Source organism: Streptococcus mitis (assembly GCF_003942795.1).
Lineage (GTDB): Bacteria > Bacillota > Bacilli > Lactobacillales > Streptococcaceae > Streptococcus > Streptococcus mitis_BJ.
On sequence record NZ_RJNY01000008.1, the window covers coordinates 38,904 to 65,342 of the forward strand.

The 26,439-nt window shown below is 40.8% G+C and carries 26 protein-coding genes; 16 read left to right on the forward strand and 10 right to left on the reverse strand.

Features of this window, described 5'->3' with window-relative positions; translation table 11 throughout:
• The first annotated feature begins 11 nt into the window (after positions 1-11).
• The 3 genes from D8847_RS04970 (at position 12) to radC (ending at position 3,627) form a co-directional block, all read left to right on the forward strand.
• The gene (locus D8847_RS04970) at positions 12-524 is read left to right on the forward strand and encodes a GNAT family N-acetyltransferase (RefSeq protein WP_125840824.1); all 513 of its coding nucleotides are present in this window, start codon (positions 12-14) and stop codon (positions 522-524) included.
• An 88-nt stretch (positions 525-612) separates the two neighbouring features.
• Positions 613-2,904 carry a DNA helicase PcrA gene (gene pcrA, locus D8847_RS04975; RefSeq protein WP_125840825.1) on the forward strand — a complete coding sequence of 764 codons (2,292 nt, stop codon included), beginning with the start codon at positions 613-615 and terminating at the stop codon, positions 2,902-2,904.
• A gap of 42 nt (positions 2,905-2,946) precedes the next feature.
• A complete protein-coding gene (radC, locus tag D8847_RS04980; RefSeq protein ID WP_125840826.1) occupies positions 2,947-3,627 on the forward strand; it encodes a RadC family protein in 681 nt (226 codons plus the stop codon).
• Positions 3,628-3,641: 14 nt separating this feature from the next.
• Here radC and D8847_RS04985 read toward each other — a convergent pair whose 3' ends face one another.
• The 8 genes from D8847_RS04985 to D8847_RS05020 all read right to left on the reverse strand — a co-directional run bounded on the left by D8847_RS04985 (position 3,642) and on the right by D8847_RS05020 (position 8,915).
• Positions 3,642-4,124, reverse strand: a complete 483-nt coding sequence (locus D8847_RS04985) for a hypothetical protein (protein WP_096422150.1) — start codon at positions 4,122-4,124, stop codon at positions 3,642-3,644.
• A 23-nt stretch (positions 4,125-4,147) separates the two neighbouring features.
• The gene (locus D8847_RS04990; RefSeq protein ID WP_125441022.1) at positions 4,148-4,837 is read right to left on the reverse strand and encodes a gamma-glutamyl-gamma-aminobutyrate hydrolase family protein; all 690 of its coding nucleotides are present in this window, start codon (positions 4,835-4,837) and stop codon (positions 4,148-4,150) included.
• A gap of 15 nt (positions 4,838-4,852) precedes the next feature.
• On the reverse strand, positions 4,853-5,494 hold the full coding sequence (locus D8847_RS04995; protein ID WP_125840827.1) for a redox-sensing transcriptional repressor Rex: 642 nt from the start codon (positions 5,492-5,494) through the stop codon (positions 4,853-4,855).
• Positions 5,495-5,576: 82 nt separating this feature from the next.
• Complete coding sequence (locus tag D8847_RS05000) at positions 5,577-5,792, reverse strand: DUF4649 family protein (RefSeq protein ID WP_000286093.1); 216 nt, start codon at positions 5,790-5,792, stop codon at positions 5,577-5,579.
• 6 nt (positions 5,793-5,798) lie between these two features.
• Positions 5,799-6,146, reverse strand: a complete 348-nt coding sequence (locus D8847_RS05005) for a DUF1831 domain-containing protein (protein WP_000863522.1) — start codon at positions 6,144-6,146, stop codon at positions 5,799-5,801.
• A gap of 4 nt (positions 6,147-6,150) precedes the next feature.
• A complete protein-coding gene (locus tag D8847_RS05010; RefSeq protein WP_125840828.1) occupies positions 6,151-7,266 on the reverse strand; it encodes a cysteine desulfurase family protein in 1,116 nt (371 codons plus the stop codon).
• A gap of 9 nt (positions 7,267-7,275) precedes the next feature.
• The gene (locus D8847_RS05015) at positions 7,276-8,235 is read right to left on the reverse strand and encodes a ribose-phosphate diphosphokinase (RefSeq protein ID WP_001283843.1); all 960 of its coding nucleotides are present in this window, start codon (positions 8,233-8,235) and stop codon (positions 7,276-7,278) included.
• A 110-nt stretch (positions 8,236-8,345) separates the two neighbouring features.
• Positions 8,346-8,915: a CYTH domain-containing protein gene (locus tag D8847_RS05020; RefSeq protein WP_125840829.1), complete on the reverse strand. Its 570-nt coding sequence runs from the start codon at positions 8,913-8,915 to the stop codon at positions 8,346-8,348.
• A gap of 128 nt (positions 8,916-9,043) precedes the next feature.
• Between D8847_RS05020 and D8847_RS05025 the strand changes: the two genes are divergently transcribed.
• The 8 genes from D8847_RS05025 to D8847_RS05060 all read left to right on the forward strand — a co-directional run bounded on the left by D8847_RS05025 (position 9,044) and on the right by D8847_RS05060 (position 16,606).
• Positions 9,044-9,715, forward strand: coding sequence for a GTP pyrophosphokinase (locus D8847_RS05025; protein WP_125840830.1), 672 nt, complete (start codon positions 9,044-9,046; stop codon positions 9,713-9,715).
• On the forward strand, positions 9,699-10,517 hold the full coding sequence (locus D8847_RS05030; protein ID WP_125840831.1) for an NAD kinase: 819 nt from the start codon (positions 9,699-9,701) through the stop codon (positions 10,515-10,517). The genes D8847_RS05025 and D8847_RS05030 overlap by 17 nt, the downstream gene beginning before the upstream one ends.
• Positions 10,514-11,410 (forward strand): RluA family pseudouridine synthase, encoded by an 897-nt coding sequence (locus D8847_RS05035; protein WP_125840832.1) that lies wholly within the window; start codon positions 10,514-10,516, stop codon positions 11,408-11,410. The genes D8847_RS05030 and D8847_RS05035 overlap by 4 nt, the downstream gene beginning before the upstream one ends.
• 43 nt (positions 11,411-11,453) lie before the next feature.
• Entirely contained in the window at positions 11,454-12,428 is a 975-nt protein-coding gene (pta, locus tag D8847_RS05040) for a phosphate acetyltransferase (RefSeq protein ID WP_125840833.1), read from the forward strand.
• 82 nt (positions 12,429-12,510) lie between these two features.
• On the forward strand, positions 12,511-13,689 hold the full coding sequence (gene mutY / locus D8847_RS05045; protein ID WP_125840834.1) for an A/G-specific adenine glycosylase: 1,179 nt from the start codon (positions 12,511-12,513) through the stop codon (positions 13,687-13,689).
• 56 nt (positions 13,690-13,745) lie between these two features.
• Positions 13,746-14,453, forward strand: coding sequence for a response regulator YycF (gene yycF / locus D8847_RS05050; protein ID WP_000722062.1), 708 nt, complete (start codon positions 13,746-13,748; stop codon positions 14,451-14,453).
• On the forward strand, positions 14,446-15,795 hold the full coding sequence (gene vicK, locus D8847_RS05055; protein WP_125840835.1) for a cell wall metabolism sensor histidine kinase VicK: 1,350 nt from the start codon (positions 14,446-14,448) through the stop codon (positions 15,793-15,795). Before yycF ends, vicK begins: the two co-directional genes overlap by 8 nt.
• A 1-nt stretch (position 15,796) precedes the next feature.
• Positions 15,797-16,606 carry an MBL fold metallo-hydrolase gene (locus tag D8847_RS05060; RefSeq protein ID WP_001290611.1) on the forward strand — a complete coding sequence of 270 codons (810 nt, stop codon included), beginning with the start codon at positions 15,797-15,799 and terminating at the stop codon, positions 16,604-16,606.
• 34 nt (positions 16,607-16,640) lie between these two features.
• Here the strand turns inward: D8847_RS05060 and D8847_RS05065 are convergent, their stop codons facing one another.
• Both D8847_RS05065 and D8847_RS05070 read right to left on the reverse strand, forming a co-directional pair.
• A complete protein-coding gene (locus tag D8847_RS05065; RefSeq protein WP_125840836.1) occupies positions 16,641-16,988 on the reverse strand; it encodes a PedC/BrcD family bacteriocin maturation disulfide isomerase in 348 nt (115 codons plus the stop codon).
• Between the two features lie 110 nt (positions 16,989-17,098).
• Positions 17,099-18,817, reverse strand: coding sequence for a phospho-sugar mutase (locus D8847_RS05070; protein WP_125840837.1), 1,719 nt, complete (start codon positions 18,815-18,817; stop codon positions 17,099-17,101).
• Between the two features lie 288 nt (positions 18,818-19,105).
• Here D8847_RS05070 and D8847_RS05075 point away from each other — a divergent pair, with 288 nt between their 5' ends.
• The 5 genes from D8847_RS05075 to ligA all read left to right on the forward strand — a co-directional run bounded on the left by D8847_RS05075 (position 19,106) and on the right by ligA (position 26,414).
• Complete coding sequence (locus D8847_RS05075; RefSeq protein WP_125840838.1) at positions 19,106-20,260, forward strand: DUF4352 domain-containing protein; 1,155 nt, start codon at positions 19,106-19,108, stop codon at positions 20,258-20,260.
• Between the two features lie 78 nt (positions 20,261-20,338).
• Complete coding sequence (locus D8847_RS05080) at positions 20,339-22,240, forward strand: ABC-F family ATP-binding cassette domain-containing protein (RefSeq protein WP_125840839.1); 1,902 nt, start codon at positions 20,339-20,341, stop codon at positions 22,238-22,240.
• Between the two features lie 3 nt (positions 22,241-22,243).
• Complete coding sequence (locus D8847_RS05085) at positions 22,244-23,107, forward strand: XRE/MutR family transcriptional regulator (protein ID WP_125840840.1); 864 nt, start codon at positions 22,244-22,246, stop codon at positions 23,105-23,107.
• An 80-nt stretch (positions 23,108-23,187) separates the two neighbouring features.
• Positions 23,188-24,366: an MFS transporter gene (locus D8847_RS05090; protein WP_125840841.1), complete on the forward strand. Its 1,179-nt coding sequence runs from the start codon at positions 23,188-23,190 to the stop codon at positions 24,364-24,366.
• A gap of 89 nt (positions 24,367-24,455) precedes the next feature.
• On the forward strand, positions 24,456-26,414 hold the full coding sequence (gene ligA / locus D8847_RS05095; RefSeq protein WP_125840842.1) for an NAD-dependent DNA ligase LigA: 1,959 nt from the start codon (positions 24,456-24,458) through the stop codon (positions 26,412-26,414).
• Positions 26,415-26,439: the final 25 nt, after the last annotated feature.

Here is a 26,439-nt window from a genome sequence, read left to right on the forward strand (position 1 = left end):
AAGAGAAATATATGCCAACGATTCGAACAGTAAGGGAGTCTGATATTCCAGAACTGCTTGCAATTTATGCTCCCTATGTCCTTAATACAGCCATTACATTTGAATACGAGGTGCCAAGTGTTGAAGAATTTCAAAGAAGAATCCAAAAGACCTTGCTTAAATATCCTTATCTAGTGCTAGAGGAAGAAGGCAAAATTTTGGGATATGCCTATGCTTCCACCTATTATGATAGGAGAGCCTATGATTGGTCAGTCGAAGTGTCAATTTACTTGCATCAAGAAGCCAAAGGTCGAGGGTTAGGGAGTCTACTCTATGACCGTCTGGAGGAAGAACTAGTGTCTAGGGGTTACTTACGCTTCTTAGCTTGTATCGCTTTGCCAAATGATAGGAGCATTTCTCTTCACCGAAAGAGGGGCTATGAACAAGTAGCTCATTTCCCTAAGATAGGCTATAAGTTTGAAAAATGGCATGATATCGTTTGGATGCAAAAGTCATTGACTCCTCCTGATGATATGAGAGAGTAGAATTCCACACGCAAACAGTTTAGGTAAAGATATTTTCTCTGATTTTTGATATAATAGAAACATTGACTTCAAGAGTAAGGAAGAGAAAATGAACGCATTATTGAATGGAATGAATGACCGTCAGGCTGAGGCGGTGCAAACGACAGAAGGGCCCTTGTTAATCATGGCGGGTGCTGGTTCTGGAAAGACTCGTGTTTTAACTCACAGAATCGCCTACTTGATTGATGAAAAGATGGTCAATCCTTGGAATATCTTGGCCATTACCTTTACCAATAAGGCTGCGCGTGAGATGAAGGAGCGTGCCTATGGGCTCAATCCAGCAACACAGGACTGCCTAATTGCGACCTTTCACTCCATGTGTGTTCGTATCCTACGTCGCGATGCGGATCATATTGGCTACAATCGGAACTTCACCATTATAGATCCAGGAGAGCAACGAACTCTTATGAAGCGCATTCTCAAGCAATTAAACTTGGATCCTAAAAAATGGAATGAACGGACTATTTTGGGAACCATTTCTAATGCTAAGAATGACTTGATTGATGATGTGGCTTATGCTGCCCAAGCTGGTGATATGTACACGCAAATCGTAGCCCAGTGTTATACAGCCTATCAGAAAGAGCTTCGTCAGTCTGAGTCCGTTGACTTTGATGATTTGATTATGTTGACCCTGCGTCTCTTTGATCAGAATCCTGATGTCTCGACCTACTACCAGCAGAAGTTCCAGTACATCCATGTTGATGAGTACCAAGATACCAACCATGCCCAGTACCAACTGGTCAAACTCTTGGCTTCACGCTTTAAAAATATCTGCGTGGTCGGTGATGCGGACCAGTCTATCTACGGTTGGCGTGGGGCTGATATGCAGAATATCTTGGATTTTGAGAAAGATTACCCTAACGCCAAGGTCGTTTTGTTAGAGGAAAATTACCGTTCAACCAAAACCATTCTCCAAGCTGCCAATGACGTCATCAAAAACAATAAAAATCGTCGACCTAAGAATCTCTGGACTCATAATGCCGATGGGGAGCAAATCGTTTATTATCGCGCAAATGACGAACAAGATGAGGCTGTTTTTGTAGCCAAAACCATCGATGAACTTGGTCGAACTCAAAACTTCCTCCACAAGGATTTTGCAGTTCTTTATCGGACTAATGCGCAATCTCGTACTATTGAGGAAGCCCTGCTCAAGTCCAATATTCCGTATACTATGGTTGGAGGGACTAAGTTCTACAGTCGTAAGGAAATCCGAGATATTATCGCCTATCTTAATCTCATTGCCAATTTGAGTGATAATATCAGTTTTGAGCGCATTATTAACGAACCTAAATGCGGAATCGGCCCAGGAACCGTTGAGAAAATTCGCGATTTTGCGAATATGCAAGACATGTCTATGCTGGATGCTTCAGCTAATATCATGCTGTCTGGCATCAAAGGAAAAGCAGCCCAGTCTATCTGGGACTTTGCCAATATGATTCTGGGTTTGCGGGAGCAAGTTGACCAATTAACCATTACAGAGTTAGTTGAAGCGGTTCTTGAAAAAACAGGTTATGTGGAAATTCTTAATGCCCAAGCAACCTTGGAAAGCAAGGCTCGGGTTGAAAATATTGAAGAGTTCCTCTCTGTTACCAAGAACTTTGATGACAATCCTGATAGTCAGGAAGAGGAAACAGGTTTAGATAAACTCAGTCGTTTCTTGAATGACCTAGCCTTGATTGCGGATACGGATTCAGGCAGTCAGGAGACATCGGAAGTAACCTTGATGACCCTCCATGCAGCGAAAGGGCTTGAGTTTCCGGTTGTCTTTATCATCGGGATGGAGGAAAATGTCTTTCCGCTTAGCCGCGCAGCTGAGGATCCTGATGAGCTGGAAGAAGAACGCCGTTTGGCCTATGTCGGTATCACACGCGCAGAAAAGATCCTCTATCTGACAAATGCCAACTCTCGCTTGCTTTTCGGTCGTACTAGCTACAATCGTCCAACCCGTTTTATCAATGAAATCAGTTCGGACCTGCTTGAGTATCAGGGCTTGGCTCGACCAGCGAATCCCAGTTTTAAGGCATCTTATAGTAGTGGTGGGATTGCTTTCGGTCAAGGAATGAGTTTGGCTCAGGCGCTTCAAGAACGAAAACGCAATGCTGCGCCAAGCTCTATCCAGTCAAGTGGTCTTCCATTTGGACAATTTGCAACCGGAAATAAAAAAGATTCGACTGATACAAGTTGGTCCATTGGCGATATTGCACTTCACAAAAAGTGGGGAGAGGGAACGGTCCTTGAAGTTTCAGGTAGTGGTGCTACGCAGGAATTGAAAATCAATTTCCCAGAAGTGGGGCTGAAAAAACTCTTAGCCAGTGTTGCCCCAATTGAGAAAAAAATCTAATTTTTCATCCTTCTCACGAATAATAAAGTGAGGAGGATTTTTATGTACAGTATTTCATTCCAAGAAGATTCACTTTTGCCTAGAGAAAGACTAGTTAAAGAAGGAGCAGAGGCTCTGAGCAATCAAGAATTACTAGCTATTCTGCTCAGAACTGGAACTCGTCAGGCAAATGTCTTTGAAATTGCCCAAAAAGTCTTGAATAGTCTTAACAGTCTAACTGATTTGAAAAAAATGACCCTGCAGGAATTGCAGAGTTTGTCTGGTATTGGACGGATTAAGGCCATTGAACTACAAGCGGTGATTGAACTGGGACATCGCATTCACAAACATGAAACCCTTGAGATGGAAAGTATTCTCAGCAGTCAAAAACTAGCCAAGAAAATGCAACAGGAACTTGGCGACAAAAAACAAGAGCACCTAGTGGCGCTCTATCTCAATACTCAAAATCAAATCATCCATCAGCAAACTATTTTTATCGGATCTGCGACACGCAGTATTGCTGAACCGAGAGAAATCCTTCACTATGCTTTGAAGCATATGGCAATGTCTGTGATTCTCGTTCACAATCATCCATCCGGTGCTGTATCTCCTAGTCGAAACGACAACCATGTCACTAAACTAGTCAAGGAAGCCTGCGAACTGATGGGAATTGTGTTCTTGGACCATTTGATTGTCTCTCACTCTGATTACTTTAGTTACCGTGAAAAGACGGATTTGATTTAAGAATGCACATGATCTTACTCAATTACTTTTAAAACATAGGAATCTACTTCTGCCATATTGATAACAGGAAGAGGTTTTATCGTGGGTACAAGTAAATCTTCTTGAACGATAAAGTTGACAATCGAATTGAAATCTTCGATTTTATAATATCTTTTTTTATGAATGAGAATATCTCTGTAAAAGTAAAGACGTGAATGAAATTTACTTTTTAGTTTAGCATCTGCCTTTTTACAAAATAGTTTTGCCTTTTTAGACATTTCTTTCAGCTGTTTTTCTTTTTGAGATAGTTTATCGAAATTCTCTTTATTCTTAGAAAAAGATTGGTAACTTTCCGCTGTTAAAAGTCTATAGAGATTAGAAAGATGAAAGCAAACCCTTATTTCTTTTTCATTGTTTGATAAGAAAAGATTAGCTTCCTTTTCCTTATAAGATATGAAAACATTAGCTTCTATATCTCTCAAAATCTCATGAGTAGAAGGTATTTTAATTTCATTCATGATTAATAACCTATTTATAAGTCCTAGAGTTCGTTAACAACATAGTCAAACAGCGTTTTATCTTTGGGGCGGTTTTCAAAGAGAAATTCAGGATGCCATTGAACACCAAGATAAGGGAAGCCGTCCGTAGTTGTCACAGCCTCAATGATTCCATCTTTAGGATCATGTGCTACAACCTTAAGATTTGAGGCTAGATCTTTAATGCTCTGGTGGTGGAAGGAGTTGATGTGAGAGATTTCTCCATAGATTTCTCGGAGAATCGTATCAGGTTCCGTTACGAGGCGTTGGGTCGTGTATTCGGCTGAACAATCCTGCCAGTGGTCTTCGATATCTTGGTGAAGCGTTCCTCCCATAGCAACATTAAAGAGCTGGGTACCCCGACAAACAGAGAAAATTGGCTTCTTTTGTTTAATCGCTTCTTTGATAAGTGCTAGTTCAAAAATATCTCTTTGAAGGTGGTAGTCATCACTATCAATAGCCTTTGGTTCACCATAGTATTTTGGATCAACATTTTGCCCACCCGTTAGGATGAGCTTATCAATGATACTGATGTAATGGGTAGCCATTTCTTGATCACCAATCGGTAGGATGATTGGAATTCCGCCAGCGTCCTTGACTCCTTCAACAAAGCCCTTTGCTGCATAGCTCATCATGATGTCATCATCTGGATGAGCTTTTTCATTTCCTGTAATCCCAATAACTGGTTTTTCCATAAATGCTTTCGCTTTCTAATCCTCTTTACGCATAAAATAGAGGAGAGTTTGGAGTTCGCTTGTCAAATCGACATACTGAACGACCACATCTTTTGGGAGGTGAAGGTGAACAGGGGAAAAGCTGAGAATACCTTTTATACCTGCCTCAACCAAAAGATTGGCGACTTCTTGTGATTGAACACTTGGAACTGTTAGGATAGCAGTTTTGACATCTGCTTGTTTGATTTTTTCTTTAATCTGTGAGATACCATAGATTGGAATCCCATCAGGTGTCTGGCTTCCAACTTCTGGATGGTCATCTAGGTCAAAGCCCATGATAATTTTCATTTTGTTACGCTCGTGGAAGCGGTAGTGGAGAAGGGCATGTCCCATATTTCCAATTCCAACCAACATAACATTTGTAATTGAGTTATCATTTAGGAGATCAGCAAAAAAATTCATCAGTTTTTTAACATCATAACCAAAACCACGACGACCTAGTTCACCAAAATAGGAAAAATCACGACGAACAGTCGCAGAATCGATACCGATAGCTTCTGCAATTTGCTTAGAGTTGGCACGTTCGATTTTTTCTGCATGAAATCTCTTAAAAATTCGATAGTAAAGAGAGAGTCTTTTTGCTGTTGCTTTTGGAATAGCAGACTGTTTATCTTTCACAAAATCACAACCTTTCTATTCTTCTATTTTATAGAAACATTGTGAAAAAATCAACAAAAACAAGAAAAAACTAAGAAATTTCTTAGTTTTTATCTGAAAAATGAGCTTGCGATAGAAAACGGTAGAGATCGCCAACCAATCCTTGATAAATCACCTTATCATTCAGCGTTAAGGAGCTGATTAGGAGAGTATCAGGTAGGGTCACACAGCCAGATAGAGATAACATGAGCTCTTCGTAATCCTTATATTCAAGTGTACGTTCTACGTGATAGTTATCTTGATAGGTAAGTCGATACATAGTCAATTATCTTTCTTCTTTAGTGAAGATACCGCGTTCTACAAGGCTGTCCATGAGGAAGTAGAATTTTTCCTGATGAATGTGGTGGTCTTCTGATTTAAAGATATTCACCAAACGAAGGCCAGACTTGTCAGTGATGTTGAGTTTAGCACCTGTAAGGTCTTTATTGATGATGATTTTTAGTTTGAAGCCTTCACCACTGTTGGGTACTTTTTCAAGTAGACGAGTCAGTTCGAAGTTTCCAACTTTTGTTTCAAAAAAAGTATTATCTTTCAGTGTGAACTTTTTGACAGTTGGGCTAAGTGTGTAGTCGTAGCGGCAGTTTTGTAGTTTAATGGTTTTTTCGAATGCCATTAGATTAATCTCCAATAATATTTTTTAAGGTTTGTGCGAGTTGTTTCAGTTCTTCCTCGGTATTAAGAGGAGACAGACTGATACGGACAGATTCTGTTAAACGATGAGGATCAGGCCCATAAAGAGCTTCAAGCACATGACTGGTTTGTACAATACCAGCAGTACAAGCTGAACCAGTAGAAATTGAAATTCCTTCAAGGTCTAACCGTAGCAAGAGCAAATCATTTTTTTGACCAGGAAAGCCAATGTTGACAACATAAGGTAGTTGGTGATTGCTTTCATTGAGATAGTAGTCGAGACCTGCAATTTCTTCTAAAAAAGTAGATTTAAGTGCGCTTAGTTTTTGGTAATGCTCAAGTTGGTAATTTAAATCTTCTTTGAGAGCAGCGACCATGCCTACAATGGCAGCGAGGTTTTCTGTTCCAGCCCGTTTCTTTTGTTCTTGGTCTCCACCGTGAAGATAGGAATCAAAGTCCGCGGAAGAAGCATAAAGAAAGCCGATTCCCTTTGGTCCATGGAATTTGTGGGCAGAAGCACTGAGGAAATCAATTCCTAATTCCTCGGGATGGATGGGAACTTTCCCGATAGCTTGAACAGCATCAACATGATAAGCAGCGGGATGCTCTTTTAAAACATGTCCAATCTCAGCAATGGGTAAGAGACTGCCAGTTTCATTATTGGCATACATGGTAGAAACGAGGATGGTGTCGTCACGTAAAGCTTCTTGAATCTGTTGGGCAGTGATTTCTTGATTTACTGGTTGGATGATAGTCGCTTCAAAGCCAAAATGTTGCACCAAATAATCAATGGTTTCAAGCACAGAATGGTGTTCAATAGCTGTCGTGATGATATGTTTTCCACGATTTTGATGACGGAGACAATAGCCAATGATGGCTGTATTGTTACTTTCTGTACCGCCAGATGTAAAAAAGATATGTTGAGGTTTTGTTCCTAGTAAGAGGGCTAAGTCTTGACGAGCTTCTCGCAAGAGTTTGCCAGCCTGCCGACCATGACCATGAATACTAGAAGGATTACCATGAGTTTCTTGCATGACCTTGGTCATTTCAGAAATAGCTACTGCTGACATAGGAGTCGTTGCAGCATTGTCCAAATAAATCAAAGAATCACCTTATTTCTTTTTGTTGTAAGCAAAGAGTGGGCTGACTGGTTTTCTTTCATGGATGCGGACGATCGCATCTCCGATTAATTCGCTAGCAGTAATGTAACATACATTTTCTGGAGTTCTTTCTTTGGTTGCTACTGAGTCTGTCACAAGGATTTCTTTGATGTTTGTAGCGTCAAGAAGGTCTGCTGCCCCTTCAACAAATAAACCGTGACTAGATACTGCATAAATCTCAGTTGCGCCTTCACGTTCAACGATTTTAGCTGCTTCAGAGAAAGTACGACCAGTATTTAGGATATCGTCAATCAAGATAGCCTTTTTGCCTTCAACATCCCCAATGATATAGCCTTCGTTACGATCAGAATCGTCTTGGGCGTAGTCAATGATAGCGATAGGAGCATCAAGATATTCAGCCAAACTACGTGCACGTTTAACACCAGAGTTCTTTGGACTGACAACAACAACATCAGAACCAAGAAGCCCTTTATCACAGTAGTGCTTAGCAAATAGAGGAACAGTATAAAGATTGTCTACAGGAATGTCAAAGAAACCTTGGACCTGAACAGCATGGAGGTCAAGCGTTAGAACACGGCTAACACCAGCTTTGACAAGCATATTGGCAACCAGTTTCGCAGTGAGGGGTTCGCGAGAAGAAGCAATACGATCCTGACGTGCATAACCAAAGTAAGGAAGGACAACGTTGATACTATGAGCACTTGCACGTACACAAGCGTCAACCATGATTAACAACTCCATCAAGTGGTTGCTAACAGGGTAGCTGGTTGACTGGATGATGTAGACATCGTAACCACGGACACTTTCTTCGATGTTGACCTGGATTTCGCCGTCAGAAAATTGTCGAGAGGATAACTTCCCGAGAGGTACACCAACTGTATCCGCAATCTTTTGAGCGATTTCATGGTTAGAATTTAGGGTGAAAAGTTTCATGTTGTTTCTATCTGACATTATAGACCGTCCTCTGTAAACTGTGTGAATCTTCTTTGAGAAAGTTTTGTTTTTCAAAGCCAGATCATTTATTTTTATCTTTTCTATTTTACCAAAAAAAGGAGATTATTTCAGCTTTTTTTCATGCTTTTAATAAAACGAATTAATTTTGATGGAGCTTTCTGATAAGTTATCTGATTTTCATCTAAAAATTTCTGAAAATCGGCTTTCCCTTTTTCATGGTCGGTGACTTCAAGCTCCAGTTCATAGTCCGTTTGGTCAAAGTAGTGACTTTCATCTAAGGCCATTAAGCCAATTTCAGTTTTCGTTTCATAACGTAGAGTTGAAAGACAGCCTAGAACAAGCCAATCATGGCTTTCGATGCCAATCTTAGCGAGCTTCTCTAGAACGAGCCCTTGAGGTAGTTTTTGTTTTTCTAAGTATGATTCAGCTTCTGGAAGAGTTAGTTTCTGGTTGTATTCCATATTTCCTACAGTTTGAGGCACTTTCAAGGTCAATTCTGCCCAATCTGAAAAGGTGCGAATGCGCATGGCAACCTTCTTTTCACGCAATTGAAAATCAGGTGTGTCAATGTAGTAGTTTTTCTGAAGGACGGGTTGGATATGGGAAAACTGTTTTTTTAGATGATCATATTCCTCTTTTTTCAGAAGTGTTTTCAATTCTATTTCTAAATGTTTCATTTTTTCAACCTTTTCTATATCTTTGAAAGCGATTTATGGTATAATGGACAATGTATTTATTGTATACGAATGTACTGAAAAAATCAAAGATTTTCGACAGAGCAATCAAACATTACAAGGGAGAAAGTATGACCATAGAATGGGAAGAATTTTTAGATCCTTACATTCAGGCTGTTGGTGAATTGAAGATAAAACTTCGAGGAATTCGCAAACAGTATCGTAAGCAAAACAAGCATTCTCCGATTGAGTTTGTAACAGGTCGTGTCAAACCGATTGAAAGTATCAAAGAAAAGATGGCTCGTCGAGGAATTACTTATGCAAATCTAGAACATGATCTGCAAGATATTGCTGGTTTACGTGTCATGGTTCAGTTTGTTGATGACGTTAAAGAAGTAGTTGAGATTCTACGTAAACGCCAAGATATGAGAATCGTTCAGGAACGAGACTATATCACTCATCGTAAGGCTTCAGGTTATCGTTCTTATCACGTAGTTGTCGAATACACGGTTGATACGATCAACGGAGCTAAGACGATTTTGGCGGAAATTCAAATACGTACTTTAGCCATGAATTTCTGGGCTACGATTGAGCACTCGCTCAATTATAAATACCAGGGTGATTTCCCAGAAGAAATCAGGAAAAGGCTGGAAATCACAGCCAAAATTGCTCATCAGCTAGATGAAGAAATGGGTAAGATTCGAGATGACATCCAGGAAGCACAGGCTCTCTTTGATCCATTGAGCAGAAAATTAAATGACGGTGTAGGAAATAGTGACGATACAGATGAAGAATACAGGTAAACGAGTTGACCTCATAGCAAATAGAAAGCCGCAGAGTCAGAAGGTTTTGCATGAACTGAGGGAAAAACTAAAGAAACAACATTTTATACTGAACGATACCAATCCCGACATCGTGATTTCGATTGGTGGCGATGGGATGCTTTTGTCTGCCTTTCACAAGTATGAGAATCAGTTAGACAAGGTTCGATTTGTAGGTGTTCATACAGGGCATTTGGGATTTTACACAGATTATCGTGATTTTGAGCTGGATCAGTTGGTGACAAATCTTTTACTAGATACGGGTGCCAAAGTTTCCTATCCTGTTTTGAATGTCAAGGTAACGCTTGAAAATGGAGAAGTGAAAATCTTCCGAGCCTTAAATGAAGCCAGCATCCGTCGATCAGACCGCACCATGGTGGCAGATATCATCATTAACCATGTTCCGTTCGAGCGATTTCGTGGAGATGGAGTGACTGTTTCAACGCCGACGGGAAGTACTGCCTACAACAAGTCCTTGGGTGGAGCTGTCTTGCATCCTACTATTGAAGCCTTGCAGTTGACGGAAATAGCGAGCCTCAATAATCGAGTCTATCGCACTTTGGGATCATCAATCATTATTCCCAAAAAAGATAAGATTGAACTCTTTCCAACACGCAATGATTACCACACGATATCTGTCGATAACAGCGTCTATTCATTCCGTAATATCGAACGGATTGAGTATCAAATCGACCATTATAAGATTCACTTCGTAGCGACTCCAAGCCACACTAGTTTCTGGAATCGTGTCAAAGATGCCTTCATTGGCGAGGTGGATGAATGAGGTTCGAATTTATCGCAGATGAGCATGTCAAAGTCAAGACCTTCCTCAAAAAACACGAGGTTTCTAAGGGACTTCTGGCTAAGATTAAGTTTCGAGGTGGGGCTATTCTGGTCAATGACCAACCTCAAAATGCGACTTATCTCTTAGATATTGGAGACAGGGTAACTATTGACATTCCAACAGAGGAAGGATTTGAGAGCCTTGAAGCTATTGATCGACCGTTAGATATATTGTATGAGGATGACCATTTTCTGGTTTTGAATAAGCCTTATGGAGTAGCTTCCATCCCCAGTGTCAATCATTCCAATACCATTGCCAATTTTATCAAGGGCTACTATGTCAAGCAAAACTATGAGAATCATCAAGTTCATATCGTGACCAGGCTTGATAGAGATACATCTGGTTTGATGCTTTTTGCCAAGCATGGTTATGCTCATGCACGTTTAGACAAGCAGTTGCAACGAAAGTCTATCGAAAAACGGTATTTTGCACTGGTTAAAGGAGTTGGTGTCTTGGAGCCTGAAGGGGAGATTATCGCCCCGATTGCGCGTGATGTGGACTCCATTATCACGAGACGGGTTGCCAAAGGTGGGAAATACGCTCATACATCTTACAAAGTTGTAGCGTCTTATGGAGATATTCACCTGGTCGATATTCAACTGCATACTGGACGAACTCATCAGATCCGAGTGCATTTTTCTCACATCGGTTTTCCTCTTTTAGGAGACGATCTCTATGGAGGAAGTTTAGACGACGGCATTCAGCGTCAGGCCTTGCATTGCCATTATTTATCTTTTTATCATCCCTTTCTAGAGCAAGATTTACAACTAGAAAGCCCCTTACCGGATGATTTCAGCAATCTTATTACTCAGTTATCAACTAATACTCTTTAAAATCTATTTGGAGTATAATTTATTTTCTTAAAGGAGAAAACTCATGGAAGTTTTTGAAAGTCTCAAAGCCAACCTAGTTGGCAAAAATGCTCGTATTGTTCTCCCTGAAGGGGAAGAACCTCGTATTCTTCAGGCAACAAAACGCTTGGTAAAAGAAACAGAAGTTGTTCCCGTTTTGCTTGGGAACCCAGAAAAAATTAAAATTTATCTCGAAATCGAGGGGATCATGGATGGTTATGAAGTGATTGATCCCCAACACTATCCTCAATTTGAAGAAATGGTTGCTGCCTTGGTAGAGCGTCGTAAGGGTAAAATGACTGAAGAAGAAGCGCGCAAAGTTTTGGTTGAAGATGTCAACTACTTTGGTGTGATGCTAGTATACTTGGGATTGGTTGACGGTATGGTGTCAGGAGCTATTCACTCAACTGCCTCAACAGTTCGCCCAGCCCTACAAATCATTAAAACTCGTCCAAACGTTACTCGTACGTCAGGTGCCTTCCTCATGGTTCGTGGTACGGAACGTTACCTATTTGGTGACTGTGCCATTAATATCAATCCAGATGCGGAAGCCTTGGCTGAGATTGCTATCAACTCGGCTATTACAGCTAAAATGTTTGGTATTGAACCTAAAATTGCAATGTTGAGCTACTCTACTAAAGGCTCAGGTTTTGGTGATAGTGTTGATAAAGTTGTTGAAGCAACAAAAATTGCACACGATTTGCGTCCTGACCTTGAAATCGATGGAGAATTGCAATTTGATGCTGCCTTCCACCCTGAAACTGCAGCATTGAAAGCTCCAGGAAGTAACGTTGCTGGGCAAGCAACTGTCTTTATCTTCCCTGGTATCGAAGCGGGGAATATTGGCTATAAGATTGCAGAACGTCTTGGTGGCTTCGCGGCTGTAGGTCCTGTATTGCAAGGTTTGAATAAACCAGTAAACGACCTTTCTCGTGGATGTAATGCAGATGATGTGTACAAGTTGACCCTTATCACAGCAGCTCAAGCAGTTCATCAATAAAAAATAGTCCTCTTTCCTTTGGGAAGAGGCTTTTTAGCGCTAAGAAAAGGACAGTTAGAAGCTTGTATGTTATACTAGATATATGTTAGATTTGAAAGAATACGGTGTTGACATGTGGCCAGAGGAGAAGATTATTTCCTTTCGTGAGAAACTCCTCAACTGGTATGATGAAAACAAGCGAGATTTACCTTGGCGGAGAAGTAAAAATCCTTATCACATCTGGGTATCTGAAATCATGCTCCAGCAGACCAGAGTGGATACAGTTATTCCATACTACGAACGATTCTTGGACTGGTTTTCAACAGTAGAAAGTTTGGCGAATGCCCCTGAAGAGCGTTTGTTGAAGGCTTGGGAGGGATTAGGCTATTATTCTCGAGTGCGCAATATGCAGGCTGCAGCCCAGCAGATTATGGCTGACTTTGGTGGTCGATTCCCAAACACCCATGAAGGAATTTCTAGTTTAAAAGGGATTGGCCCTTACACCGCGGGAGCTATTTCCAGTATTGCTTTTAACTTGCCTGAGCCAGCGGTTGATGGCAATGTCATGCGAGTTTTGGCACGCTTGTTTGAGGTTAATCATGATATCGGAGTTCCCAGCAATCGAAAGATTTTCCAAGCCATGATGGAAATATTGATTGACCCAGAACGGCCAGGAGACTTTAACCAAGCTCTGATGGATTTAGGTTCTGACATAGAGGCGCCAGTTAATCCTAGACCAGAAGAAAGCCCTGTTAAGGACTTTAGTGCGGCGTATCAGAATGGAACTATGGATGTATATCCGATTAAAGAACCCAAGAAAAAGCCTCTTACAATCTATCTCAAGGCTTTGGTTGTGCGCAATGACCGTGGTCAATATCTTCTTGAGAAAAATGAAAGTGAGAAACTGTTAGCCGGTTTTTGGCATTTCCCACTGATTGAAGTTGACGATTTCTCTAGCGACGATAATCAACTAGATCTCTTTTCACAAGTCAAAGAGGAAAGTAGAGCTTTTGGACCAAGTCCTCAAGAAAACTTTGAACAGGATTATGATTTAGAAGTTAATTGGTCCCAGCAAGTATTTGACCAGGTAAAGCATGTATTTAGTCATCGGAAATGGCATATTCAAATCCTAGCAGGTCAAGTGACAGATTTGAAACAGTTTTCTGACAGAGAAGTTCGTTGGATTTCTCCTCAGGAGTTTTCTGATTATCCACTTGCGAAGCCTCAACAAAAGATTTGGCAGGCTTATAAAACAGCTCTTGAAGATGAAGACTTACAGTAGCCATTTGTGCCTTCTTTGTATTTTTTTGTTATAATAGATAGAGAAAAGGTGATAAAATGAAAAAAATATTAATTGTAGATGATGAGAAACCAATCTCGGATATTATTAAGTTTAATATGACCAAGGAAGGTTACGAAGTTGTAACCGCATTTAATGGTCGTGAGGCAATCGAGCTATTTGAAGCAGAGCAACCAGATATTATTATTCTAGACTTGATGCTCCCGGAAATCGATGGTTTAGAAGTTGCTAAAGCTATTCGTAAGACTAGCAGTGTGCCGATTATCATGCTCTCAGCTAAGGATAGTGAGTTTGACAAGGTTATTGGTTTAGAGTTAGGTGCAGATGATTATGTTACAAAACCCTTCTCAAACCGTGAGTTGCAAGCCCGTGTGAAAGCTTTACTTCGTCGTACAGATCTTGCTTCAGTAGATAGCCAAGAGTCTGATGAGAAGAAGACGCAGCCCTTACAAATTGGTGATTTGGAAATCGTTCCAGATGCTTACGTGGCTAAGAAATATGGTGAGGAATTAGATTTGACCCACCGTGAGTTTGAACTCTTGTATCACTTGGCCTCTCATATTGGACAAGTGATTACGCGTGAACACTTGCTTGAGACTGTTTGGGGGTATGACTATTTTGGTGATGTTCGTACGGTGGACGTGACTATCCGACGTTTGCGTGAAAAAATTGAAGACACACCAAGCCGTCCAGAGTATATCCTCACACGTCGTGGTGTTGGCTACTATATGAAAAATAATGATTGAAGATATTAGACAAACTATTCTGACCAGTGATTTTATCTTTATCCTGATTTTACTTGGCTTTATCCTAGTGGTGACCTTGCTCTTGCTGGAAAACCGTCGGGATAACATCCGGTTAAAAGAGATAAATCAGAAGGTTAAGGACTTAATTGCAGGTGATTATTCTCAAGTTTTGGACTTGCAAGGTAGTACAGAGATCACCAACATCACCAATAATCTGAATGATTTGTCAGAAGTTATTCGTTTGACCCAAGAAAATCTGGAACAAGAGAGTAAGAGGTTGCATAGCATTCTTTCCTATATGACAGATGGTGTCCTTGCGACCAATCGCCGTGGCCAGATTACTATGATCAACGATATGGCAAAAAAACAGCTAGGTGTGCAGAAAGAAGAGGTTCTTAATAAAAGCATTCTTGAATTACTAAAGATAGAAGATGAGTATGAGCTGCGTGATCTGATTACACAGATTCCTGAGTTGACGATTGATTCTCAGGATGCTAATGGTGAATATTTGAGCCTTCGTGTACGTTTTGCCCTTGTCCGCCGCGAGTCTGGGTTCATCTCTGGTTTGGTTGCCGTTTTGCATGATACGACCGAGCAGGAGAAGGAAGAGCGTGAGCGGAGACTCTTTGTTTCGAACGTCAGTCATGAGTTGCGTACTCCTTTGACCAGTGTTAAATCTTATCTCGAAGCCTTGGACGAGGGAGCCCTGTATGATCCTGTTGCTCCTGATTTTATCAAGGTTTCACTCGATGAAACCAACCGTATGATGCGTATGGTGACAGACCTCTTGCATCTCTCTCGTATTGACAATGCGACTAGTAAACTGGATATAGAGTTGATTAACTTTACAGCCTTTATCACCTTTATCCTCAACCGTTTTGATAAGATGAGAAATCAGGATGAAGAGAAAAAATATGAGCTAGTGAGAGATTATCCAATAACTTCAGTTTGGATTGAGATTGATACGGATAAGATGACCCAGGTGATTGATAATATTCTTAACAATGCCATCAAGTATTCCCCAGATGGTGGGAAGATTACGGTCAGCATGAAAACCACGGATGACCAGATGATCTTATCAATTTCTGACCAAGGTCTTGGGATTCCAAAACAAGATTTGCCTAGGATTTTTGACCGCTTTTACCGTGTGGATCGCGCAAGAAGTCGTGCTCAGGGTGGAACTGGTCTGGGTCTGGCTATCGCGAAAGAAATCATCAAACAACACAATGGTTTTATTTGGGCAAAAAGCGAATACGGTAAGGGCTCAACCTTTACCATAGTGCTCCCTTATGATAAGGATGCCGTAAAAGAAGAAATATGGGAGGACGAAATAGAAGACTAGAATGAGTGAAAAAGGCTTTAAATACAGTATTTTAGCATCAGGTTCCAGTGGAAATTCCTTTTATCTGGAAACGCCAAAAAAGAAAATCTTAGTGGATGCAGGCTTGTCTGGTAAGAAAATCACCAGTCTTTTGAGCGAAATCAATCGCAAACCTGAAGATTTGGATGCGATTTTGATTACGCATGAACATTCAGATCATATTCATGGAGTTGGTGTATTGGCTCGCAAATATGGTATGGACCTTTACGCCAATGAAAAGACTTGGCAGGCTATGGAAAATAGCAAGTATCTTGGCAAGGTGGATTCATCGCAGAAGCATATTTTTGAAATGGGTAAAACCAAAACCTTTGGTGATATCGACATTGAGAGTTTTGGGGTTAGCCATGATGCAGCAGCACCACAGTTTTACCGCTTTATGAAAGACGACAAGAGCTTCGTCATGTTGACCGATACAGGCTATGTTAGTGATAGAATGGCAGGAATTGTCGAAAATGCAGACGGTTATCTCATCGAGTCCAACCACGACGTAGAGATTTTGCGATCAGGATCTTACGCTTGGCGTCTAAAACAGCGAATCCTATCAGATCTCGGTCACCTTTCTAACGAAGATGGTGCTGAGGCCATGATTCGTGCAATGGGAAATCGAACCAAGAAAATCTACCTTGGGCATTTGTCCAAAGAGAACAATATCAAGGAGCTGGCTCATATGACCATGGTCAACCAGCTAGCACAAGCTGATTTGGGAGTAGGAGTAGACTTTAAAGTTTACGACACCTCCCCAGATACAGCAACACCACTGACAGAGATATAAAAAAGAAGGCGAGTGCCTTCTTTTTTTATATTTTTTACAATCCAGCAAAGTCCTTGATTTCTTGTGCGGACATGGAAGAGTCGCAACGGACCTTGATCTGGCCATCTGCAATGTGGACAAAGCCTGGTACGGTTGGGATTCCATAGCGTGAGCGGAATTCTTGCAACTCATTGAGTTGGCTTGGTTCTTCACTGTTGATAAAGTAGATGTGGGCTTTGGTTTCAGCTACGACACCAGCCAAAGTGCCAGCAAATTTACGGCAGTAAGGGCAAGTTTTACGACCGATGAAGAAGGTTGCAGTTTCTTTCTTATCAAGTGCTTTTTGAGCACGGGAAACAGTTGTGACTTCAAGATCTTTAATATTTTCTAAAAATTGTTCCATGAGTTTACCTCGCTTTCATTGATATGTCTAGTATGCCACAAAGTTCCTAAAATTGCTTAGATTTGATACGAAAAAAAGATGAGACTAGTTTATCTCATCTTTATAGAGTGTTATTTCACAAACGCATTGATTTCTGCTTCGATGTTAGCAATCTTAGCTTGTGATTCTTCGTTGCTTTCACCCACAACGGCAATGTAGAACTTGATTTTTGGTTCTGTACCTGAAGGGCGAACTGCAATCCATGAACCGTCAGCAAGTGTATATTTCAACACATCACTTGGAGGAGTAGTCAAAGTTGTCACAGTACCATCAGCAGCAGTAGCAGTTTGAGCCTTGAAGTCTTCTACGACAGTGATAGCTGTTGAGTTCCATTCTTTTGGAGCATCGTTACGGAATTTAGCCATAATCGCTTTGATTTGTTCGGCACCATCAACACCAGAAAGGGTAACAGAAATAGTCTTTTCAGCGTAGTAACCGTACTCTTTGTAGATTTCTTCGATACCGTCAGCAAGTGTCAAACCACGTGAACGGTAGTAGGCAGCAAGTTCAGCAACGACAAGAACGGCTTGGATGGCATCTTTATCACGTACGAATGGTTTAATCAAGTAACCGAAGCTTTCTTCAAATCCCATCATGTAAGTGTGATTGTGTTTTTCTTCGAATTCTTGGATTTTTTCAGCGATAAATTTGAAACCAGTCAAGACATTGAACATAGTTGCGCCGTAGCTTTCAGCAATTTTCGTTACCAAGTCAGTTGATACGATGGATTTGCAGAGAGCAGCATTTTCAGGAAGAGTTCCAGCACTCTTATGAGCTTCCAAGATGTATTTAGCCATGATAGCACCGATTTGGTTACCTGAAAGGTTGAGGTAGCTCCCATCTTTTTGAAGAACTTCAACACCAACACGGTCAGCGTCTGGGTCGGTTGCCACAAGAACATCAGCACCAACTTGACGGCCGAGTTCTTCAGCAAGGGCGAAGGCTGCTTGGTTTTCTGGGTTTGGAGATTTTACAGTTGAGAAGTCTGGGTCTGGAGTTGCTTGAGCTTCAACGACTTGAACTGAGTCAAATCCTGCTTGGGCAAGAGCACGGCGAGCCAACATTTCACCAGTACCATGAAGTGGTGTGTAGACAATCTTCATGTCTTTACCAAACTCTTCAATCAAGGTTGGGTTGATGTTTACATCTTTAACTTCTTTGAGGTATTCCACATCGACAGCTTCGCCAATAACTTCAATCAAGCCAGAAGCTTTTTCAGCTTCTACATCAGCAACTTCGACAGCGAATGGATTTTCGATTCCACGGATATAAGTAGTCAAAGCGTCCGCGTCATGTGGAGGCATTTGCCCACCGTCTTTACCGTAAACCTTGTAACCGTTAAATGGTGCAGGGTTGTGACTGGCAGTAATCATGATACCTGCGAAACAGTTGAGGTGACGAACTGCAAATGACAGTTCTGGAGTTGGACGAAGGCTTTCAAATACGTAAGATTTGATACCATGTTTAGCAAGAACTGCAGCAGATTCAAAGGCAAACTCAGGTGAGAAGTGACGGCTATCGTAGGCAATTGCCACACCACATTCTTTTTCATTTCCACCTTTTGACTCAATCAAACGAGCCAAACCTTCAGTTGCTTGACGAACAACATAGATGTTGATGCGGTTTGTACCTGCACCGATCAAGCCGCGCATACCTGCAGTACCAAATTCAAGATTGGTGTAGAAAGCATCTTCTTTTGTTTTTTCGTCCATGTTTTCTAAATCTTGACGAAGATAGTCGGGAAGGTCGGCAAAATCGACCCATTTTTGATAATTTTCTTGGTAAGTCATAGAGTATCTCCTTTATCTATTGCTTTAATCGCTTTCATTATATCACGATTTGATATTTTAGTAAAACGTTAGCATAACTTAAAATGTAGGAAATTTACTTATGCACTTTAGCGGGAAAATGGTGGGTACCATGCTAACTTATACTAAGTTAGAGATAAAAATTAATTATTAGATCCTTTATAACATGAAAGTTTATAATTCATTTTGTAGGTTTGTTGAAGAAAAAAATCAAAAATATTGTTATATTCTATTCTTTTTATATTATAAAGAATCCTTTAATGTATCAAAATGAAAAAAATTCTTAAGCATTCTGCCTTGCTTTTATCAGCTTTAGCACTTGTTGCCTGTGGAGCTTCTAAAAAAGCAAGCGACAATGGTACTGCCTCGAACTCAAACTTTGAAGTTTCAGTAAAAGACGGTATGTTTGTATTGCCTAAAGATGAAGATTCATCTTCAAGCTACCTTGCACTTCAAGTCGAAATCAAGAACAATCGTGATAAACAGTTTAGTTTTACTAGCCAAGATATTACGCTTTATAATGAAAAAGATGAAAAATTACAACCAATTCAAATCTACGAAAGCGACAGTAAAACCAAGTTTATGTCATATGGAGACAGTCTTTCTAAAGGAAAGAGCGTTGCTGGTTATGTAGTGTATGAAGTCGACAAGAACGCTAAGTATGAACTCCACTTCGCACCTAGCTTTTACGATGACATCAAAGAAAATTCTAAAAAGAATAACGATGTAGCAATCAAGGTGGATCCAAGTCAGTATGAAGATCATATTGATGAAGCGAAAGATGTAATGAAAAAATATGTCGATGCTGTTTACCTTAATGGGGAAAGTTCTGGCGGTGGAACGAACCTAAGTGCTACTGATAATAAGTCGCAAGTTGTGGCGCTTGCTGATGATAAAAAATCTTCCGATAATAGTGCTGAATTCACAAATGATGCGAAAGCTGATAAAGAAGAGTTTATCAAGAAATTTACAGAATCATTCGGAAAAGGCTTCTATAACTACAAACCGTCTGATTCAGAACTTAGAACATTCGCAGATGCCTACATCAAAGCAAATGCTAAGAGAGCAAAAGTTGATTACAAAGTGAAGACATACTTGCCAGATTATGCTATTGTCTATGTTAGACCAGAAACAATCGACTTGGATAACTTAGATGTTCATGAATTGAGCCGTAAGTTCTATGAAGAGAACAAGGGCAAATATAGCAACTACTCAGAAGCTATGAAAGCTGGTGAGAAATACATTTTAGAAAATGCTCCAAGTCAATTTGATTCAACTCCACTAGACACTAGTGATAACATGAAAAAAGAGGGTTATGAAATTAAAATGACTAAGAAAGATGGTAAATGGACCATCGACACCTCTTCTAAAAACTATGAATTGAGTGATATGGCTCGCACATTCCGTGGAGGCATTGGATACTAAGAAAAAAAGTTCGGGTTTATGACTCGAACTTTTTTCATTGCAATTGTGCAAAAGAGAAAAAGATAGTAAAATAGATGTATGATTATTTTACAAGCCAATAAAATTGAACGATCTTTTGCTGGAGAGGTTCTTTTTGAACATATCAATCTGCAAGTTGATGAACGAGATCGAATTGCTCTTGTTGGGAAAAATGGAGCGGGTAAGTCTACTCTTTTGAAGATTTTGGTTGGAGAAGAGGAGCCAACTAGTGGAGAAATCAATAAGAAAAAAGATATCTCTCTGTCTTACCTAGCCCAAGATAGCCGTTTTGAGTCTGAAAATACCATTTATGATGAAATGCTCCATGTCTTTGATGATCTACGCCGTACGGAGAAACAACTGCGTCAGATGGAGTTGGAGATGGGTGAAAAGTTTGGTGAAGATCTAGATAAACTGATGGCGGATTATGATCGTTTATCAGAGAATTTCCGTCAGGCTGGTGGCTTTACCTACGAAGCTGATATCCGCGCGATTTTAAATGGATTCAAGTTTGACGAGTCTATGTGGCAGATGAAAATTGCCGAGCTTTCAGGTGGTCAAAATACTCGTCTTGCACTGGCTAAAATGCTCCTTGAAAAGCCAAATCTCTTGGCCTTGGACGAACCAACCAACCACTTGGATATCGAAACAATAGCCTGGCTAGAGAATTACTTGGTGAACTATAGTGGTGCACTTATTATTGTCAGTCACGACCGTTACTTTTTGGACAAGGTTGCGACGGTTACACTCGATTTGACCAAGCATTCCTTGGATCGTTATGTAGGCAATTACTCTCGTTTTGTTGAGTTAAAGGAGCAAAAGCTAGCTACTGAGGCAAAAAACTATGAAAAGCAACAGAAGGAAATTGCGGCTCTAGAAGACTTTGTCAATCGCAATCTAGTCCGAGCTTCAACGACCAAACGTGCTCAATCTCGCCGTAAACAACTAGAAAAAATGGAGCGTTTGGACAAGCCGGAAGATGGCAAGAAATCAGCCAATATGACCTTCCAGTCGGAAAAAACATCGGGCAATGTTGTCCTGACTGTTGAAAATGCGGCTATTGGCTATGATGGGGAAATATTGTCAGAGCCTATCAACCTAGACCTTCGTAAGATGAACGCTGTTGCGATTGTCGGACCAAACGGCATTGGGAAGTCAACCTTTATCAAGTCTATTGTGGATCAGATTCCCTTCATCAAAGGAGAGAAGCGTTTTGGTGCCAATGTTGAGGTTGGCTACTATGATCAGACTCAAAGTAAGCTAACAGCAAGTAATACTGTTCTGGATGAACTTTGGAATGATTTTAAACTGACACCAGAAGTTGAAATCCGCAACCGCCTTGGTGCCTTCCTCTTCTCTGGTGATGATGTTAAAAAATCAGTTGGCATGCTGTCAGGTGGCGAGAAAGCTCGTTTACTTTTGGCTAAATTGTCTATGGAAAACAACAACTTCCTGATCCTTGACGAGCCAACCAACCACTTGGATATTGATAGCAAGGAAGTCTTGGAAAATGCCTTGATTGACTTTGATGGGACCTTGCTCTTTGTCAGTCACGACCGTTACTTTATCAATCGTGTGGCCACTCACGTTTTGGAATTGTCTGAGAGTGGCTCAACCCTCTACCTTGGAGATTATGACTACTATGTTGATAAGAAAGCAGAAGTAGAAATGATTCAAACTGAGGAAGCTTCAACTAGCAATCAAGCAAAAGAACCGAGCCCAGTCAATGACTACCAAGCCCAGAAAGAAAGTCAAAAAGAAGTTCGCAAACTCATGCGACAAATCGAGAGTTTGGAAGCTGAAATTGAAGAGTTAGAAACTCAAAGTCAAGCCATTTCTGAACAAATGCTGGAAATCAACGATGCTGAAAAGCTCATGGAATTACAAGCAAAACTTGATAAGATTAGCCAGCGTCAGGAAGAAGCTATGCTTGAGTGGGAAGAATTATCGGAGCAGGTGTAAGAAATGGAACATCTTGGAAAGGTATTTCGTGAATTTCGAACAAGTGGGAAGTACTCCTTGAAAGAGGCGGCAGGTGAATCATGTTCAACCTCTCAGTTATCTCGCTTCGAGCTTGGGGAGTCTGACCTAGCAGTTTCCCGTTTCTTTGAGATTTTGGACAATATTCATGTGACTATTGAAAATTTCATGGACAAGGCTAGGGATTTTCAAAATCATGAACATGTTGCCTTGATGGCGCAGATTATTCCGCTTTACTACTCAAATGATATTGCAGGTTTTCAAAAGCTTCAAAAGGAACAGCTCAAGAAAGCGAAGAGTTCGACCAATCCCCTCTATTTTGAGCTGAATTGGATTCTGCTACAAGGCCTTATTTGTCAAAGAGATACTAGTTACAGTATGGAACAGAGTGATTTGGATAAGGTGGCGGATTATCTTTTCCAAACAGAAGAATGGACCATGTATGAGTTGATTCTTTTCGGTAATCTCTATACTTTCTACAATGTGGACTATGTGGCTCGGATTGGCAGAGAAGTCATGGAACGAGAGGAGTACTATAAAGAAATTGGTCGCCATCGAAAACTCGTTTTGATTTTAGCTCTTAACTGTTACCAGCATTGTTTGGAGAACCGTTCCTTTGCGGATGCGGACTATTTTGAGGGCTATGTGGAGAAGTTGATTGGAAATGGTATCAAGCTTTATGAGCGCAATATCTTTCATTATCTCAAAGGTTTTGCTCTCTACCAGAGAGACCTGAAAGAAGAGGGTTGTTGTCAGATGCAGGAGGCTATGCATATTTTTGATGTGCTTGGACTTCCAGAGCAAGTGGCTTACTATCAGGAACATTATGAAAGATTTGTAAATGCTTAAATTTCCCAAATAAGGGAAAAATAAAGAGACTCCTTTCAGTTTTGATACAATAGTTTCAAAATTTGAGAGGAGCTTTTTATATGAATCGACATGCAATCCAGTTGATTAGTCGTGGGGCTATTAATAAGATAGGGAATATGCTCTATGACTATGGAAATAGTGTTTGGTTGGCATCAATGGGGACGATAGGACAGACTGTTCTTGGGATTTATCAGATTTCTGAACTCGTCACATCGATTCTGGTCAATCCCTTTGGCGGAGTGATTTCAGATCGCTTTTCGCGTCGCAAAATTTTGATGACGACAGACTTGATTTGTGGCCTTCTCTGTTTAGCTATTTCTTTCATCAGAAATGATAGCTTGATGATTGCTGCCTTGATTTTTGCCAATATTGTTCAGGCGGTTGCCTTTGCATTTTCTCGTACAGCTAATAAAGCCATTATAACTGAGGTTGTAGAGAAAGACGAGATTGTGACCTATAATGCTCGCTTAGAGCTCGTTTTGCAGGTTGTAGGTGTTAGCTCCCCTGTACTTTCTTTCATCGTTTTACAATTTGCTAGTCTCCATATGACACTTGTTTTAGATGCCATTAGTTTTTTCATCGCATTTACCTTAATAGCTTTTCTCCCCCAAAAAGAAACTCAGGAGCAAGAGGGAAAGACTTTCAGATGGAAAAATATTTTTGCTGATATGAAAGAAGGACTTGGCTATATCTGGCACCAGCAAGAGATCTTTTTTCTTTTGTTAGTGGCTTCCAGTGTTAATTTCTTTTTTGCAGCTTTTGAATTTCTCCTCCCCTTTTCAAATCGTCTTTATGGGGTAGAAGGGGCCTATGCGAGTATTTTGACTATGGGCGCTATTGGTTCGATTATCGGGGCTCTTCTAGCTAGTAAAATAAAGGCAAGTGTTTATAATCTTTTGATTCTATTGGCTTTGACTGGAGTTGGAGTTTTTATGATGGGATTACCACTGCCAACTTTTCTTTCCTTTTCTGGGAATTTAGTTTGTGAACTGTTTATGACGATATTTAATATTCACTTTTTTACTCAGGTGCAAACCAAGGTTGAGGGGGAATACTTGGGGAGAGTGCTAAGTACCATTTTTACCTTAGCCATCCTATTTATGCCGATTGCAAAAGGCTTTATGACGGTGCTGCCAAGTGTTCATCTCTCTTCTTTTCTGATAATTGGAAGCGGGGTTATTGCCCTGTCTTGTTTCTCCCTCGTTTATGTGCGAAGTCATTTTAAAAAAGAGTTATAATTTCTCTTTTTAAGAAAATATTACACTACGAACCATTTTTCAGCCCTTCTCTATTGTGAGGAGGGCTTGATTTATGGTAGAATAGTTTTATGAATGAAAGAATGAATGAGTTAGTTGCCTTGCTCAATCGCTATGCGACCGAGTACTATACGAGTGACAATCCCTCAGTGTCAGATAGCGAGTATGATCGTCTCTACCGAGAGTTAGTTGAGTTGGAAGTTGCCTATCCAGATCAAGTTTTAGCGGACAGTCCGACCCACCGTGTTGGTGGTAAGGTTTTAGATGGTTTTGAAAAATACAGTCATCAGTATCCTCTTTATAGTTTGCAGGATGCTTTTTCACGTGAAGAGTTAGAAGCTTTTGATGCGCGTGTTCGAAAGGAATTACCCCAACCGACCTATATTTGCGAACTGAAAATCGATGGTTTGTCTATCTCGCTTACGTATGAAAAGGGAATTTTGGTAGTCGGTGCGACACGTGGGGATGGTTCTGTTGGTGAAAATATCACAGAGAACCTCAAGCGTGTCAAGGACATTCCTTTGACCTTGCCAGAAGAACTTGATATCACTGTTCGTGGAGAGTGTTACATGCCACGCGCTTCCTTTGATCAGGTCAACCAAGCCCGCCAAGAAAATGGTGAGCCTGAATTTGCCAATCCTCGTAACGCAGCTGCAGGAACCCTCCGTCAGTTGGATACAGCAGTAGTGGCCAAGCGTAATCTTGCGACTTTCCTCTATCAAGAAGCCAGCCCTTCTACTCGTGATAGCCAAGAAAAGGTCTTGAAGCATCTTGAACAGCTTGGTTTTGTAGTTAATCCTAAACGAATATTGGCTAAAAGCATAGATGAGATATGGGATTTCATCCAAGAAGTAGGACAAGAACGGGAGAAACTGCCTTACGATATTGATGGAGTGGTAATCAAGGTCAACGACCTAGCAGGTCAAGAAGAACTCGGCTTTACTGTTAAAGCGCCCAAGTGGGCAATCGCCTATAAATTTCCCGCTGAAGAAAAAGAAGCCCAGCTCCTTTCAGTTGACTGGACAGTAGGTCGTACGGGTGTTGTGACTCCCACTGCCAATCTAACACCTGTTCAGCTTGCTGGGACAACTGTTAGCCGTGCAACATTGCATAATGTAGATTATATCGCTGAAAAGGATATCCGAAAAGATGATACGGTAATCGTTTATAAGGCTGGAGATATCATCCCTGCTGTTTTGCGTGTGGTAGAGTCTAAACGTGTTTCTGAAGAAAAACTAGATATTCCGACTAACTGTCCGAGTTGTGACAGTCAATTGCTTCATTTTGAAGATGAAGTGGCTCTTCGTTGTATCAATCCTCGCTGTCCTGCCCAAATCATGGAAGGTTTGATTCACTTTGCCTCTCGAGATTCCATGAATATTACAGGACTTGGTCCATCTATCGTCGAAAAGCTTTTTGCTGCCAATCTAGTCAAGGATGTGGCAGATATTTACCGTTTGAAAGAAGACGATTTCCTCCTTTTAGAAGGTTTCAAGGAAAAATCTGCTTCTAAACTGTATCAGGCCATTCAAGCATCCAAGGAAAACTCTGCTGAAAAGCTCTTGTTTGGTCTGGGAATTCGCCATGTCGGAAGCAAGGCTAGCCAACTCTTGCTCCAACATTTCCACTCTATTGAAAATCTAGCCCAAGCAGATCCTGAGGAAGTAGCAAGTATCGAGAGCTTGGGTAGTGTGATTGCTCAAAGTCTTCAGACTTATTTTGCTACAGAAGGGTCGAAGATTCTCTTAGACGAGTTGAAAGAAGCTGGCGTCAATCTGGACTACAAAGGACAGACAGTAGTGGCAGATGCGGCCTTGTCAGGTTTGACAGTTGTACTCACGGGAAAATTGGAACGTCTCACACGCTCAGAAGCCAAAAGTAAACTCGAAAGCCTCGGTGCCAAGGTCACAGGCAGTGTATCTAAGAAAACGAATCTTGTCGTAGCAGGAGCAGATGCAGGAAGCAAGCTCCAAAAAGCACAAGAACTTGGTATCGAGATTCGAGATGAGGCCTGGCTAGAAAGTTTGTAAAGAATAGTTGAAAACTAGATGTTAG

Coding starts and splice junctions, on each gene's coding strand:
- D8847_RS05085 (WP_125840840.1), top strand. CDS start 22,244: ATGGAACATCTTGGAAAGGTATTTCGTGAATTTCGAACAAGTGGGAAG.
- D8847_RS05030 (WP_125840831.1), top strand. CDS start 9,699: ATGAAGAATACAGGTAAACGAGTTGACCTCATAGCAAATAGAAAGCCG.
- D8847_RS04985 (WP_096422150.1), bottom strand. CDS start 4,124: ATGAATGAAATTAAAATACCTTCTACTCATGAGATTTTGAGAGATATA.
- pta (WP_125840833.1), top strand. CDS start 11,454: ATGGAAGTTTTTGAAAGTCTCAAAGCCAACCTAGTTGGCAAAAATGCT.
- D8847_RS05015 (WP_001283843.1), bottom strand. CDS start 8,235: ATGTCAGATAGAAACAACATGAAACTTTTCACCCTAAATTCTAACCAT.
- D8847_RS05025 (WP_125840830.1), top strand. CDS start 9,044: ATGACCATAGAATGGGAAGAATTTTTAGATCCTTACATTCAGGCTGTT.
- D8847_RS05060 (WP_001290611.1), top strand. CDS start 15,797: ATGAGTGAAAAAGGCTTTAAATACAGTATTTTAGCATCAGGTTCCAGT.
- D8847_RS05075 (WP_125840838.1), top strand. CDS start 19,106: ATGAAAAAAATTCTTAAGCATTCTGCCTTGCTTTTATCAGCTTTAGCA.
- D8847_RS05065 (WP_125840836.1), bottom strand. CDS start 16,988: ATGGAACAATTTTTAGAAAATATTAAAGATCTTGAAGTCACAACTGTT.
- D8847_RS04990 (WP_125441022.1), bottom strand. CDS start 4,837: ATGGAAAAACCAGTTATTGGGATTACAGGAAATGAAAAAGCTCATCCA.
- D8847_RS04970 (WP_125840824.1), top strand. CDS start 12: ATGCCAACGATTCGAACAGTAAGGGAGTCTGATATTCCAGAACTGCTT.
- pcrA (WP_125840825.1), top strand. CDS start 613: ATGAACGCATTATTGAATGGAATGAATGACCGTCAGGCTGAGGCGGTG.
- mutY (WP_125840834.1), top strand. CDS start 12,511: ATGTTAGATTTGAAAGAATACGGTGTTGACATGTGGCCAGAGGAGAAG.
- vicK (WP_125840835.1), top strand. CDS start 14,446: ATGATTGAAGATATTAGACAAACTATTCTGACCAGTGATTTTATCTTT.
- yycF (WP_000722062.1), top strand. CDS start 13,746: ATGAAAAAAATATTAATTGTAGATGATGAGAAACCAATCTCGGATATT.
- D8847_RS05070 (WP_125840837.1), bottom strand. CDS start 18,817: ATGACTTACCAAGAAAATTATCAAAAATGGGTCGATTTTGCCGACCTT.
- D8847_RS05020 (WP_125840829.1), bottom strand. CDS start 8,915: ATGAAACATTTAGAAATAGAATTGAAAACACTTCTGAAAAAAGAGGAA.
- D8847_RS05080 (WP_125840839.1), top strand. CDS start 20,339: ATGATTATTTTACAAGCCAATAAAATTGAACGATCTTTTGCTGGAGAG.
- ligA (WP_125840842.1), top strand. CDS start 24,456: ATGAATGAAAGAATGAATGAGTTAGTTGCCTTGCTCAATCGCTATGCG.
- D8847_RS05005 (WP_000863522.1), bottom strand. CDS start 6,146: ATGGCATTCGAAAAAACCATTAAACTACAAAACTGCCGCTACGACTAC.
- D8847_RS05090 (WP_125840841.1), top strand. CDS start 23,188: ATGAATCGACATGCAATCCAGTTGATTAGTCGTGGGGCTATTAATAAG.
- D8847_RS05000 (WP_000286093.1), bottom strand. CDS start 5,792: ATGTATCGACTTACCTATCAAGATAACTATCACGTAGAACGTACACTT.
- D8847_RS05035 (WP_125840832.1), top strand. CDS start 10,514: ATGAGGTTCGAATTTATCGCAGATGAGCATGTCAAAGTCAAGACCTTC.
- radC (WP_125840826.1), top strand. CDS start 2,947: ATGTACAGTATTTCATTCCAAGAAGATTCACTTTTGCCTAGAGAAAGA.